Origin of the sequence: Rhizobium pisi, from assembly GCF_003938655.1 — a bacterium.
GTDB lineage: Bacteria > Pseudomonadota > Alphaproteobacteria > Rhizobiales > Rhizobiaceae > Rhizobium > Rhizobium pisi.
Genome location: NZ_RJJT01000045.1, coordinates 1 through 13862, shown reverse-complemented (window position 1 = coordinate 13862; position 13862 = coordinate 1). Strand labels below are relative to the sequence as shown.

Below are 13862 nucleotides of genomic sequence, written 5' to 3'. Positions count from 1 at the left end.
GTCGGTCATCGGTGGTGTCCCTCAGGTTGGCTCTAAGCAACCCGACCCTACCGGAAATCACCGATGGCTATGAAATCCAGCTACACCACTCCATGGGACACGATCTGAAGCGATAGTCTTCGATCTTGGCGGCAAAGGTACAGTCTATATATTGCCAATCCAGCACGATCCAAACAACAGCCTGACCCACGTCTACGAGGAGGGCGTACTAACAAGTTTTGGCATCAAGAATAGCATTGGTTCTCTGTCGGAAGCGGATTTTGCAATTCTACGCAATGCAAGCGGCCGTCGTCCGTTCAAACTAAAGACGAGCAGACTGCCTGTGATCGTTTCCTTCAAGAGCGAAACCGATCCAAAAACGATATTTGAGATTCAGCCGGGAGAATTCGGCCGATACTTCCCAGGGGTCCAATTCACGGGCCTAGATATAGAAATAACAACTGACCGAATCACCTACAAATTGCGAGAACGGCTTTCCTGGCTCGACACAACCGTGGATCCAGGGAAGATTTTCCCCCGCGACCCTCCTGGGGTCTCACGCCCCCGCGATGAACTGCCCTTTAGCTACATGATTACACCAGCCAGATTCTTTGGAGATGGAAGCCGATGACAGAGACACCCTCAGACAGGAGTGTAATGTTGACCCTCCATGGATGCTTGATTTCAACCAAGTGACTGATGGCCATTCTTCTATTGCCAACCGCGACCGGAGCGCTACGCAGCCGGTCCTCGTATTGCGACCAAGCACCAGGGCACTCATCAGTTTCGTCTGCGTCATGGCAATCTGTTTCGTCTACCTCTCACTCATCGCCGTTGGGCAGATCGAAATGAGCAGACCAACCAGTGGTGTCGGAGAGGGCTTGTTCGCGATCCTGTTCCTCGTCATCACCGTCGTTGTTGTAGTAAAGGCCCGGCAGATGGACTTCACGAAACCAATAATGGTGATCGGTCCCGACGGCATTACTGGTCAAAAGCTGCCGAAGCTCATCCCTTGGTCAATGATCGAACGCGTAGATATACCTCAGACCGGCCGGGCGGGGCTGATCTATCTGACCGTACGCAAGGACGCTGATCCGGAGATACTCGAACATTTGCGCAGGTGGCAGCCGTTTGAAAACAGGACCTTCGGGATACCGCACAGGATTCCAGGATTCAGTTCCAGCGAAGTCAAGGACATCGTAAATCGCTTTTTCGAAAACTCACGACCGGGTTGAATGTCGGGGCGTTACCTTAGGCCCAGTGCCCCGTTTCACGGGACCTCGAATTCGAGACAGAAGGCGTATCATGAGAAATTTTGGTCGAGTGCTTGTCGGTCTGATCGCGGCAATTCTACTGTTTTTTCTAATTGGCCTTGATGGCTTTTTCGTTGCTGCGCAAGCAGAGGCCTCGGCGGGTGACCGGCCATACTGCATCGGAACAGCCGAGCCAAAGAATGCGGGGGTCTATCTACCAGTCACAAAGATCGAGGATTTGTCGTTTCGGCATATGTTCAACAGCCGTGGGCTAACAGAAGAGCCAGGCCATATTGGCGTGCATCATGCCGTGATGCAGCTTGCGGGGCCGCCGGGCTTTCTGAATTGGTCTTACAGAGTATTTGGCTTTGTCCCAGAGGTGATCAATCGGGAGTATTTCTCTCATGAGGAAACTAAGTATCTTGCGCCGCAGCTGCCGTGCACGCCAGTCAAGCACTTTGTCAAATCTCTGATGCTGTTTTGAGCGGCCGGAATCGCTGTTTCTTGGTTGCCAGGTCCCGATGCTGTTTGCCAAACACGAAGATCGCTTCGATGCATGGTTGGCTCATATATAGAGGGCGCTCTACGACCTCATGTCGGAGCGCCCTGAGCTGAATCGGCATCTGTTGCGATAATTGACGACAGCAGCAGGGCATCGAGATGACGGAATTCGAGCTAAATTGCAATTCCGGCCACGCAACCACAATCAATAACGTTACGCATCGAGCGCACGTCGTTTGGCAATCGAGATCAATTCCTTGAAGTGAGTAGTAATCCTACCTTCGCGGCTGGCGTCCTCCGCTTCCCAACCGAATTTCCACGCGTCGTGACGTGCAAGCCAATCCCCAAGCGCACCGGCATCACCAGTGGGCATCCTATCGGCCGCGAGGTATGGGTTCTCGTGAGCCTTTAGTCCCAGCACCCGCGCCCTTGCGCCTGCTTCCTGTATATCGATCAGCTCCTCAATTGTCATACGCGATCCCCCACGATGGTGGCGACGGTAGCATCGTAGTTCGCGCATGCAAGCGAATGCTAAAATATGGGTTAATTTGGCACAGTTGCGGTGGCGATACCTTTGGTCGGCCAGTTCAGAAACACGGTCAGACGCACGGTGTTTTAAATGCGCAACGGAGAATTCGCCTGTTTACGTTGAGCATATTTCGGCCGGGCGGCTGCAGCCGTGCTGCGTCCAAGGAGGTTGAAGCAGGATGGTCCGGCAGGTCTCACTGGACGTCAACCCGGTCTGTGCTTCAAACGAAAAGGATGCCACCGACCTCGCTCCAATCGTGATCGAACAAAATTCGCATAGGACGCGGGGTCTTTCGGTCGCTTCCTCTTGTGGCGGTTGTTGTTGCAATAGAGACAGGCAGCGACGACGTTCTCCTCGGTATCGCGCCCTCCATCGCATCGAGCCTCCAAATGCTCTGCTGTACACCGAAAGCGCAGGACTGCCCGGCCCGGCACCCGAAAGTGCGTGCTGAAGCTTTTCGGATCAATTTCCCACATAGGATAGTGGCAGTAGAAGCATCGCCACCCTTGGCTCTCGGCTGCCTTATGTCTGAGAATTTGTATGCGGCTGTTTGATTTCATGAGTCCACGTCCATTGCTTCATCGCTGAAGCGGACGTGCAACGGACCAAAGGGCCGCCCCTCAGTTGGGAGGATATTCCTCGCACAAGACGACGCATGATATGCGTCACTCCGCAGTCTTTGAACGGTACGACGCGTTGATATTCGCGCTACGCTGACGGGTCTTCAACCAACCCCAGACAAGCTTATCATCTTGCCTCCGTCCGTCCCCAAGTTAGATGGGTTAGCCAAATTGTCAACCGTCAGGGGCGTTGGGAACCAAACAGCTCGTACCTGAAACCTGGGTTCGCGATAGCACGCTGTCTCATTCCAAGGTCGGAGCAGGGCATGGCTGCGGCTACCTGTGGTGGGCTACGGCGGCGAACGCTCCCGCTGACAACTTGGCCACTCACGTACCTATGTTCTCCTCCAGCGGAGGGGAGGGCAGTACGTCATTGTCATACCTGCCGGGTCAGCCTACCGCCCAGGGTCGGCGGCGAGGCCGCCGATCACGTAGCACGTTGCAAGGCGATCCGCTTCCCTCTCCTCATCGCGGCTTGTTGCGCCGTCCAGGCACGATCATCGTGGCCAGAAACGATATGACCGACTTCATGTGCAAGAATCCATTCGATCGCCCGGAAGAAGAATACGTCGCCGGCGATTAACCTATCGGACTGGAGGTCGGGATTAGGGAAATAGGTGTTCCATCGGTGGTCCCGCGGCTTGGCCATCGCCCTAGCCTCCTGGATGAAATGATAACCGAGTTCCGCCTCCGAACCATCCACGAAATCCAAGCGAGCCTGCCCGGAGCGACGGGCGCTGAACATCGCTGCACACAAGCGGCCGACACCCTGCGACATGGCCCAGAGGCTGGCAATTCCGTGCCAGTCCGCTGTTACCGAGGCCTCGCTTGGCTTGCACTTGAAAAGCATCGAGGAATGCTCCTCGGTGAACTCCAGCTTAGGAGGAAGATTAACGCTCGACGCTGCGACAGTTCTATCGAAGGCAGCTCGGATTCTTGCTTCGTAGCCAATGAAGAGGTCTGAAAAATTCGGCAGCGTGTCGCCCATAAATTGTCCCGTATACCATGAGTTATTGCTCCTGGGTTATTTCTGGGAGGCCTGAGCCCGCACGTAAAATTGGTCGACCCACCATCTTCCAGCAAGATTTCGGACGGCGCCTCGGCGGAAAGCCTTAATTGTAGCACGCTGCGATCATCTCTCTCTGGAGCAGTTGACTGGCCGCCGCCAAGGAAGGCTTCCTGCTCGCTTTCTGTCAATTCCGCCCAGAAGCCATCGGTGGCAAGAAGAAACGTGCCACTGGCCTTCTTTTCGGCGAGAACGTCTGGGGCCATGAACTCCCTGGAACGAAAACTCTGGGTGAGAAGGTGCCTCGTGGTGGACCTTGCGATGGCATCGAGAGGCATGTCCGCCAGGGCGTTTGCAAGGGTATGTGGCTTGACTTGCCAGTGTACTTGGCCGTCGTGCCTGCCAAGAAGGCAATCTCCGGAATGGAGGACCGTCAAGGAGCCTTTGTCCGTTACGTGAAAGAGGATAATGCTGGCGGAACCTCTTGGAAACGTTTTGCGAAGGGCTTGATGAATCTCCCGGAGCTTGGCTTGTATGAGCTCGTGGCCCCATGCATCGTCGGTTCCGGCAAACCAGTCGACGACAGCTTCGACGATTGCCCGTGCATATCCCCCGTTGTTCGAGCCGGTCGTGGCGCCATCAGCCACAATAGCAAGAAATTCGCCGTGTCTCCCCGCGATCCCCGCATGATCGCGATTGTCGTCGGTGCGCGTTCCTTTTTGGCTTAACCATCGGGCCTCGATTTTCATTGTGCGGGGCCATCCGCACAATGGCTTATTGAGACAAACCTGTCCCGAACGATTTCTACACGACCGGCGGGCCCGCGGATGTTGCCATCGAGGAAATCGTCGAAGTCAGCTTGATCGAGGAGTGCACGAAACTGTCCGGCGATGAAATTTCGAACGTTGTTGTCTGAAGCCGTGACCTCGGCAAGGAGTTCCTCCCTGCCGTCGACAATAAGGAGGATGTCTTCAGCGTCACGGCTCATGATCAAGTCACCGTTTCCCCTTCCGGCATAGGCTTCGAGCTTCGTCGCAAGAAACATTGGCGGCGTCAGGATCCGGATCGTGAGGTCTTCCGAGAGCTGGTAGTGCTGTGCCGTCTCGATTCCACTCGCATACCATCGATTTCCGAATCCGAGGATAGTCGGATCATCCGGCATGAAGTCGACCGTGAGCTTGCCGAGACGCATGCGGCAGATCACCGCCTCGTCAGCGGCCTCCATAAAACCCCGGTGTCGAAGCTCTTCCTGGAGCTGTGCCCAGGCAGGAAGGCCCGCCAGATCAACGATCAGGTCGATGTCATCTGTGGCACGCACATCCTCGAGCGTGACCGGATCAGTGATGAATAGCGCGGTCGTGCATCCGCCAACGAAGACCAGGCGCGAGCGGAGGTCTTCGCCAAGCGCCGAGGCAACGGCTTTCATCATTTCCAGCAGTTGAGCGCGGATCGCTGTCATTTGCTCATGATCCTTGACTTGAGGTGGTCGGTTGCGAGACCGACTTCCCGCTGGTTCCCGAGCCGGATCGCATCGACCAACGCGAGGTATTCATAGAGTGTGTCGTCCTTCAGGACTGCGTCCGGCACGGTCTTGAAGAGCGGCTCCACCGCCTGCCCCATCTCCCTTCCGTTGGCATAGGGCCAAACGTAGTTGTACGCCCCGCCACTGATCAGGAGTTCCGTGAGCATAGGTGCGGCGAAGGCGGTCGGTATGCCGCGCTGCATCGGCCCAACTTTAGCGGGGAAGACGAACTTTAGCCCGGTGGTAATGAAGCCGAACAGGTTCCTTCGGCTTGGCCGAGGCTCGTTCTTGCTGTTGTCTTTTCGAGCGATGCCTGATGCGACACTGCGCTTGATCGACTGCGCTATTTCCGTCTTGCTGATCCCGAGTAGCGCCTCTAGGTTCCGAACAGAATATGGGTCTCCCCCCACGGATTCCGATCGCAGCCGATCAATGCCCTTGGTGAGTTCCTGCTCTTGTAGGCTTACCAGCTTTAGCAGGACGACGATATCTTGGCTCTTCATAAAACACTGTCCTCTGTCCTAGGACTGAGGACATTTAGTCCGAAGCAGTGTATCCTGTCAATCTGCGGACACCGCGCCGAGTGTCGTTTGGCATTTAACTGCAAGATGCGCCGGTTCCGGCAGCTCATGATACTTAATTTGAGATACGCGGATTCGATTTCAGCGCTTGACGCTCTCCGATCCGGAAATAAAGTTCAGCAATATCTCGCATTTTCCGATGAAGCTTGGCCATCGCTGGTCATCTTTTTCTACGCGCCCAAGCATACCGCTTGCGATCGAAGGCAAGTCGCTCGGTTCGATCAAAGCAACTGGAAGAGCCTCTCTGCGCAATTGTATTTTGACGTCGAGACAGCAACGGCGACAAAAACCAATGAATATGGGAGAACGTATGAGCAAGTCATTCCAATCCTGGGTGCGAACGGAAGGACAATTAATACCAAATTTGTCTTCATGCAGGACAACTCAGGGACTGTACGATTGGTAACAGGGATTCCTTCGGACAAATGAACGCAATGAAAGAAAATGACGTATTCTCTTTGCCGAAAGCGGTAAATGCGGTAGTGGTTGGTGAAAAAACCACGACAGTACTTCCTGCCGGAACGGTTGTTACTGTTGTCTTGGTTTTCGGCGATCCAGCCTCACCCGCCGCCTATGAAGTTGAAGCTTTTTTGCCCGAAAGTAATAGCTACGCCCTGGCAACCTTTGAGGCGGCGGATATTCCGGATTAATAAGAGGTTATGCCTAGTTTTCTATTGTATGGGATTCGAAAATCTTCGCTTTCGGAAGCAAAGGTTTCAGCAGAATCGATGTTGGGTTTTTTCTTTGCCGAGCGAGATAGTTTTTATCAGGCTGGGATTTATTACGACTTTGGTGCGGGAGGCGAACATAAAAAACGTATGACCTCGAAATCAGCCAAGTCCGAAACCACGCAGCGTGCGCGCAAAATTGTTTTCGTAATTTTCGATCAGGTGAAGCTGCTCGATATTGCAGGTCCGCTCCAGGTTTTTAGCGATGCACGGCTTGCAGATGGAGGGAGCGCTTATGACTTGGTGGTTGCTTCCGAGCTTGGCGGCGCTGTTGCGACCGACTCGGGAATGGTGCTGGCTTCGCAAGCACTGAGCGATGTGCTGGATGCGGACGTCGACACTTTGCTTGTGGCTGGGGGAGATCCTCTGTGCAGCTGAAGGCGACAGCCTCACTGGAGGCGTGTCTTTATGGCGTCGCGCCGCAAGACTACAGAAATGGTTTCGGACGGGGACGTTGATCGAACAAGCATCACGCTGGCCTTGATGCGCCGTGTCTATCAGGTCGAGGCAATAACAGCGTAGACAAGCGATCGTTCCGACGCGCGTTGTCGTCGGAGCTGAGGACTGGTAGAGGCAGAGGAGGGCCTACGAAAGAAAACTCCAAAGGCTATCCCTTACGCGACCTTCGACGTCATGCCAACCCTGGATCACCGTTGTTCGAAACCAGCCTCTGAAACGAAAGCCGGGTCGTCGCGATGAGCAGTTGAAAGACCAGCCGGCACCGTCTGCATGACTGGTCTAATCGCCATTGTCAGGATCTTGGGCTTGGGCAAGTTCCGTGATGACAAACTCGCGAAGCGCAAGCAGTGCTGGAACCAAGCACTGCTTTTGCTAGATGCAGTCAGCTTTCGAATGGAGCGGCGTGAATGATGTCGCATACATGCGGGATTTCCAGTCCATGAACCATGCGACGGCCTATGTCTGCAAGCCCCGTTGCAACTCAGCGTCGCCTGAAGTTATGAAAAACGAAGTTCGCAGGACGCGAAATGACCAAACCCCTTTCTTCCATGACCCGCAGAAATCATCCCACGCTAGAGCAGTGCTGCTATGGATCGAGGTTGTGATTGCGCGGGCAGTATTCAATTCCGCGGATCATCCTCCAATATCGCTCGGATCCACTATGCCGCGGTATAATGTGCGTCACGTGTGATGTGCTGATAGAGTTCAAGCTTCAACTTGTATTTGCCACGAGGATCCCGTGAAGGAAAAGCGACCAGAAGGCATCGAGCGCTACGACCGTCCGGCCGGCGGCTGGGATGCGCTAAAAGCCGTAGCAAAGACCCTTGCCCATCAACAAATCATCGCGCAGGGCACACGAACGCTGCTAAAGGCCAACCAACCGGAGGGTTTCGATTGTCCAGGTTGTGCCTGGCCGGATCCCAAACACACCTCGTCGTTCGAATTTTGCGAAAACGGGGCCAAGGCAATCACCTGGGAGTCGACCGCCAAAAGGACGGATGCCTCTTTCTTCGAACAACACACCGTGGCGGCGCTATGGGAATGGACAGATCACAAGTTAGAAGACGCTGGGAGGCTTACGCTTCCGTTGCTCTATAATCGCGACACTGATCATTACGAACCGATTGCTTGGGAAACCGCGTTCGAATTGATCGCGAGTGAGCTTAATAATCTGGACAGCCCTCACCAGGCGGAGTTCTACACGTCCGGCAGAGCCTCGAATGAATCTGCCTTTCTCTATCAGCTTTTCGTCCGCGCATTCGGGACAAACAACTTCCCTGATTGCTCTAACATGTGCCATGAGGCTACGAGCGTTGGCCTGCCGATGTCGATCGGTGTCGGCAAAGGTACTGTGACGCTGGAGGATTTCGACCACGCCGACGCGATCTTCAGTTTCGGACATAATCCCGGTACCAATCATCCCCGGATGATGTCGACACTGCATGAAGCGTCGCGTCGAGGTGTGCCAATCATAGTGTTCAACCCGCTCAAGGAACGTGCACTCGAGCGTTTCGCGGCACCTCAAGATCCGCTTGAGATGGCTACAATGTCATCGACGCGTATAGCCTCCGCTTATCATCAGGTCCGTGTCGGAGGTGACTTGGCAGCGTTGAAGGGGATCATGAAGGCGATTTTCGTTCGCGACGCCGAGGCGATTGCGGGCGGAGGCGACGGGGTCTTGGATCGTGCCTTCATCGCGGAGCACACGGTTGGATTCGACGCACTCCGGGCGGACATAGAGTCGACGAGCTGGGCTAATATCGAATCAGTTAGCGGGCTCACCCGCCAAGCAATCGAAAGCGCAGCCGATGTCTACGTGAAGGCGAAAAACGTAATCGTCTGCTATGGGATGGGGCTGACTCAGCATGCCCACGGAACCGAAAACGTGCAGCAGGTTGCCAACCTGCTTATGTTACGCGGCAATATCGGTCGCGAAGGCGCTGGGATCGCCCCGATCCGGGGCCACTCCAATGTTCAGGGTGACCGCACCGTAGGGATTACAGAGATCCCGAATGAGGCGCTGCTGGATGGAATGGAGAAGGCTTTTGGCTTTAGGCCTAACGGCGAAAAGGGACACAACGCCATTGAGGCTGTTCATGCGATCGCGAAAGGGCGTTCGAAAGCGCTGATCTGCCTCGGTGGGAACCTGGCCGTCGCCATGTCGGACCAACTTGCGACGTTTCAGGCGATGCGTAAGCTTGATCTCGCAGTGCATATTTCTACTAAGCTGAACCGATCGCATTTGCTTACAGCGCGAACGTCGTTGATACTTCCCTGCTTGGGTCGAACGGATCTCGATACGCAAGACTCGGGTCCCCAGGCCGTTACCGTGGAAGATTCGATGTCGATGGTTCACGCGTCGAGGGGCTTTCTAAAGCCGCCGGCGGAGATGTTGAAGTCGGAGCCGGCAATCATTGCCGGCATCGCCAAGGCCACACTTGGTGGGCGGTATTCGATCGACTGGGATGGGCTGATCGCGGATTACAGCCGGATCCGAGATAAAATTGAAGCTGTATTCCCGGAATTCTTCGATTTTAACAAGCGAATCCGAGTTCCGGGAGGGTTTCGTCTGGATGTGGCCGCATCATTCCGTCGGTGGAACACCGGCACCGGGAAAGCAAACTTCCTGGTCGCTCGGGGCCTCCTTGAGGATCCCTTATTGACACGGCCAGACGCTCTCCTTCTGACGACGATCCGAAGCCACGATCAATATAACACCACCGTTTACGGAATGGACGACCGGTATCGTGGGGTATTTGGCCGACGGGACGTTCTTTTCATGAATCCGGTCGATTTGGCCGCGCTAAAACTCAGTGACGGCGACCTCGTCGATATAAGGTGCCTGGTTGACGCGGAGGAACGAGATCGTAAAATGCAGCGGCTTACCGCGGTTGCCTACGACATTCCATCGGGTTCTGTCGCCGGATATTATCCCGAGTTGAACACTTTAGTGCCATTGAAACACTTCGACCGCACCTCCGGGACACCCTCCTACAAAGGTGTTCCGGTCGCCGTCGCCAGGGCGGGCGAACATAAGGGCGGATGACTCCAGGAGAATTGTGCGGTAGATTCGGTGCGAGATGACAGTCTCTTGCACATAAGGCCCTTGTTTGTCCGGTTGGTGAGGCCCCGTCCCGTCGCTGTTTCGCAAGCAGTTCTCCGAACTGCAGGAGAATTTGATGGCATCACGGCAACCGCCCGAGATGGTCGCGTTCGGGCCCTTTCGCCTGCATCTCAAGCTCCGCCGCTTGTTCCGCGACGAGGAAGAGGTGCGCCTTGGCAACCGAGCAATGGAATTGCTCATCGCACTGGCCGGAAAGAAAGGAGAGGTCGTCACAAAACGTGACCTGTTCGACGCGGCATGGCCAGGCATCTTCATTGAAGATGGAAATCTCAAGGTCACAATCGCCTCGCTGCGGCGAACCCTTCGAAAATACTCGGCTGCGGGCGACTATATTAAGACATTTTCAAACCGGGGTTATTGGCTTAGCGACGAAGCCGAAGGCGTTGCGTCTGATGAGGGTAACCCACAGAGCATCGCGAGCACACAGATTCCTCACTTAGGTAACGTCATTGGCCGAGCTGACGAGATCGCCGAGCTGTGCAAAACCGTCGGGATCGGCCGGCTAACCAACATCGTCGGGGCAGGAGGCATAGGCAAAACAACGGTGGCTATTGCTGTCGCCCGGATTGTTGAGGGCGAAGAAGAGGTTCCTGTGACGTTTGTAGATCTGTCGCGGATTACAGATGAAGAATATGTCATACCTTCACTTGCGGCCGTGCTGGGCATCAATTCAGGTAGTCAAGACCGACTTGATGCTATTTCCTCAACCCTCGCCAAACGAGCAACCCTGCTGGTGTTAGATACCTGCGAGCATGTGAGCAATGCCGTGGCGCATCTATGCGAAGTGGTACTCAGAAGAACCGAGAGCGTAAGGATCCTCTGCACAAGCCGACAAGTTCTGCGCGCCAAGCACGAGAAAGTCGTATGGCTGGCGCCCCTGGGGGTGCCACCGGCAGGCGCAGCTCCCGCCGCGGAGGAAGTCCTGGCATATCCCGCTCCAAAGCTGCTAGTTGAACGGGCTTCGGAGGCGGGCGATTACAAATTGACGGACGGGGAGGCAGGAACAGTCGCGGAGATCTGCCGGAGGCTTGACGGTCTGCCGCTTGCGATCGAACTTATCGCCCCCCGCCTGTTGGTCGAAGCGGCGGCCGATGTTCTCAGAGAACTCGACAACCGATTTGCTGGATTTACCGGCCGTGAGCTTGAGACCCCGCCGCGGCAGCGGACTCTTCTCGCCACGCTGGAGTGGAGTTATGCAATGCTCACCGAATCCGAGGCGGCCGTTCTTCGTGCCGCCTCGATATTCGCGCAACCATTCGAACCAGGCGCACTACTCCGTGTGATAAGTCACCACCACTTTGATCCCGCCCTTGTCTTCGATGCGCTTGCAGGCCTTCGCTCGAAATCGATGTTGAGCATCGAGCACGCATCCGACGAGATGCGCTATCGGCTTCTGGACAGCACACGAGCATTTGCTGCCAACCTCCTGGAGATTTCGGGGGAAGTTGAACAAGTTTCGGCGGCATACGCTCGATATGTTCTAGAGGTGTTCGAGAAGTCCATAACCGAGCAGGCACGACTCCCAGCTCAAAAGTGGTACGCGACATATGCCACCCGCGCAGAAGAATTGCGCAAGGCCATCACCTGGGCTCTTTATCAGAGTGGTGACACGTTGCTCGGTCTGAGGCTGGTGGTTACGGGCCTTCCCTTATGGCATGAACTTTCCATGATCGAAGACGCAAGAAGGAACTGCGAAGAGGCTCTTGCAGCTTATGATCGGATATCTTGCTCAGAGAGCGCGCTCAAGCTGAAACTCCTCCTGGGGCTGGCCGCTGTCACCCGATTTGTCTCGACCGATACTGATGAAGCCATTGCGACGTTCGAGAAAGCTATAAAGCTGTCGCGTGATGTCGGGGACAAAGATGCTGAGTGCCAGGGACTTGTGGCGCTGGCTAGCTATCGACTTTTGCCAGGATATCGAACGGCAGCGCAGGAGACACTTGCGCAGCTGAAGAACGCCGCGATGCAAAGCGGTAACCGCCCGGCTCTGTGGGAGCACGAGACCCTTCTCGCCGAGATGGATGTTATCCAGAGCGACTACCCAGCAGTTATCGCTCGACTTGAACGGCTCCGTGAGCAAATACGGAACGCTTCGGATGGGACCGCGTCTCGCTTTGACGCCGACATTCGGATCAGGACCGAAAACACTTTGGGTGCGGCTCAATGGCTCGGCTCGCAGAGGCCGGGAACCGGATTACGTCGGGTCCAGACCGCAGCCCATTGGGCATTGGAGGCACATCATGGTTGGACGCTGATATACTGCTTCACTCGCGGTATTCTTTTCATACTCAGCGAATGCCGCGACTATGCACTCGGCGGGCACTGTCTCGCCAAATTGAGGGAGGCCATCGACAGGTATGAGGTGCCAACCTGGACCCCTGTTGCCGTTTGTTATGCGGAAGCCTTCGACGCACTTTCCGGGTCAAGAAGAGATCCTGATGCGATCATGCGGGCGTTCGATCAACTCCGCACTGGCCTCCCTCAGCACGGCAGGCATGTCTACTACGCGCTTCTGACGAGAGCGCTTCACGCGATTGGATGCGTGGATGAAGCGGCTCGCATTCTGAATTACGTCTTCGAGATCGGCCCACAACGCTCAATGCTTCCCGAATTGCTTCGTCTCAAGGCAATCGAAGAACGGTCGAAAGGTCGCGATGACGATGCACATTTAACTCTTTCGCGGGCTCTGGCGATTGCGGAAGACCATGGTTCTTGGGCTTGGCGGCTACGGGCCGCGACGGACCTCGCCTCGCTTCTCCTGGAAAAGTTTCAGGTTAATGATGCGAAAACAGTGCTCGAGCCGGTATATGGCCAATTCCTTGACGGTTTTGTCACGCCCGATCTGCAGCGTGCAAACAAAGTGCTTGATGATCTCAACAGCTCAGATCTCATGAGTACTGTGGGAGTCGCGGCTTCTCGATAACCGCTGATTACGGCTGCTCGAAAATGGCGACCAGCAGGAGCCTCAACGAGAGACTTTCCCTTTAGCTTTCCGTTATCCGCCTTTCTTTCTCGGACTCGGCCGCCAGCTGCTGCCAGTCCAGGTCCTCTTGCAATTCCAGATATTGCGTCGCGCCGATGAGATCGGCGTCTCTAAGTTCATGGAGGCGCTGGCGCTGAGCTAGGGTCGCAGCGCGCAATAGCCCGCGGCGTCGATCGTCCGACAGGCCGCCGGGGTCCGCTGCGGTCTTGGCATACTGAGCAATGAGTGCTGCTGCTTCGGGTCCTTCTTCTGAGGCCAACCTTGCGACCGCAGCTTCAGCAAGGCCAGCTCTAGCCACATCGGTCTCCTTTCGGACTGCCGTCTGGCGGCCTAGCTGGAGAAGGTGGATCATCGGAGCCAGCGTCCCCCCTTGGATGACAAGCGTCGCAAGCACAACGGCAAACGCCGCGAGTACTACCAAGTTGCGCTCGGGGAAATCTGGTGGGAGAGTGTGAACGGTCGTCGAGAAGTGCGGGTATTCGGTGCCGAGCCGGCGGGAGTGACTTCGCAGTAGACGTTGGATGGGATTGGCTGGCCCCTGACTTGCCTGCGCGCAGGCAAGTCAGGGGCCAGCGCG

General features: G+C 55.6%; 11 protein-coding genes and 2 pseudogenes. 6 read left to right on the top strand and 7 right to left on the bottom strand.

Annotated features, from left to right (window positions below; genetic code table 11):
• Positions 1–596: 596 nt before the first annotated feature.
• Both EFD55_RS32520 and EFD55_RS32515 read left to right on the top strand, forming a co-directional pair.
• Positions 597–1214 (top strand): hypothetical protein, encoded by a 618-nt coding sequence (locus EFD55_RS32520; protein ID WP_245438690.1) that lies wholly within the window; start codon positions 597–599, stop codon positions 1212–1214.
• A 70-nt stretch (positions 1215–1284) separates the two neighbouring features.
• Positions 1285–1716, top strand: coding sequence for a hypothetical protein (locus EFD55_RS32515; RefSeq protein ID WP_125851166.1), 432 nt, complete (start codon positions 1285–1287; stop codon positions 1714–1716).
• A gap of 231 nt (positions 1717–1947) precedes the next feature.
• Here the strand turns inward: EFD55_RS32515 and EFD55_RS32510 are convergent, their stop codons facing one another.
• From EFD55_RS32510 to EFD55_RS32485, 6 genes and pseudogenes are all read right to left on the bottom strand, one after another.
• Entirely contained in the window at positions 1948–2205 is a 258-nt protein-coding gene (locus EFD55_RS32510) for a CrpP-related protein (protein WP_125851164.1), read from the bottom strand.
• A 260-nt stretch (positions 2206–2465) separates the two neighbouring features.
• The gene (locus EFD55_RS34365) at positions 2466–2738 is read right to left on the bottom strand and encodes an HNH endonuclease (RefSeq protein ID WP_425376247.1); all 273 of its coding nucleotides are present in this window, start codon (positions 2736–2738) and stop codon (positions 2466–2468) included.
• 571 nt (positions 2739–3309) lie between these two features.
• Positions 3310–3870: a phage exclusion protein Lit family protein gene (locus tag EFD55_RS32500; RefSeq protein WP_167493252.1), complete on the bottom strand. Its 561-nt coding sequence runs from the start codon at positions 3868–3870 to the stop codon at positions 3310–3312.
• A 254-nt stretch (positions 3871–4124) separates the two neighbouring features.
• Positions 4125–4637: pseudogene (locus tag EFD55_RS32495) on the bottom strand (hypothetical protein); the annotation flags it as partial.
• Positions 4634–5347: a nucleotidyl transferase AbiEii/AbiGii toxin family protein gene (locus EFD55_RS32490; protein ID WP_117195526.1), complete on the bottom strand. Its 714-nt coding sequence runs from the start codon at positions 5345–5347 to the stop codon at positions 4634–4636. The pseudogene EFD55_RS32495 and the gene EFD55_RS32490, both read right to left, overlap by 4 nt.
• Positions 5344–5913: a hypothetical protein gene (locus tag EFD55_RS32485; protein WP_125851158.1), complete on the bottom strand. Its 570-nt coding sequence runs from the start codon at positions 5911–5913 to the stop codon at positions 5344–5346. Before EFD55_RS32485 ends, EFD55_RS32490 begins: the two co-directional genes overlap by 4 nt.
• Before the next feature lie 503 nt (positions 5914–6416).
• Here EFD55_RS32485 and EFD55_RS32475 point away from each other — a divergent pair.
• The 4 genes from EFD55_RS32475 (at position 6417) to EFD55_RS32455 (ending at position 13225) form a co-directional block, all read left to right on the top strand.
• On the top strand, positions 6417–6641 hold the full coding sequence (locus EFD55_RS32475; RefSeq protein WP_125851156.1) for a hypothetical protein: 225 nt from the start codon (positions 6417–6419) through the stop codon (positions 6639–6641).
• Positions 6642–6719: 78 nt separating this feature from the next.
• Entirely contained in the window at positions 6720–7097 is a 378-nt protein-coding gene (locus tag EFD55_RS32470; protein ID WP_131588517.1) for a type 1 glutamine amidotransferase family protein, read from the top strand.
• Positions 7098–7917: 820 nt separating this feature from the next.
• The gene (locus EFD55_RS32460; RefSeq protein ID WP_125851152.1) at positions 7918–10224 is read left to right on the top strand and encodes an FdhF/YdeP family oxidoreductase; all 2307 of its coding nucleotides are present in this window, start codon (positions 7918–7920) and stop codon (positions 10222–10224) included.
• Between the two features lie 133 nt (positions 10225–10357).
• Positions 10358–13225: an ATP-binding protein gene (locus EFD55_RS32455; RefSeq protein WP_125851149.1), complete on the top strand. Its 2868-nt coding sequence runs from the start codon at positions 10358–10360 to the stop codon at positions 13223–13225.
• Positions 13226–13286: 61 nt separating this feature from the next.
• Here EFD55_RS32455 and EFD55_RS32450 read toward each other — a convergent pair.
• Positions 13287–13745 (bottom strand): annotated as a pseudogene (locus tag EFD55_RS32450) (cation:proton antiporter); the annotation flags it as partial.
• Positions 13746–13862: the final 117 nt, after the last annotated feature.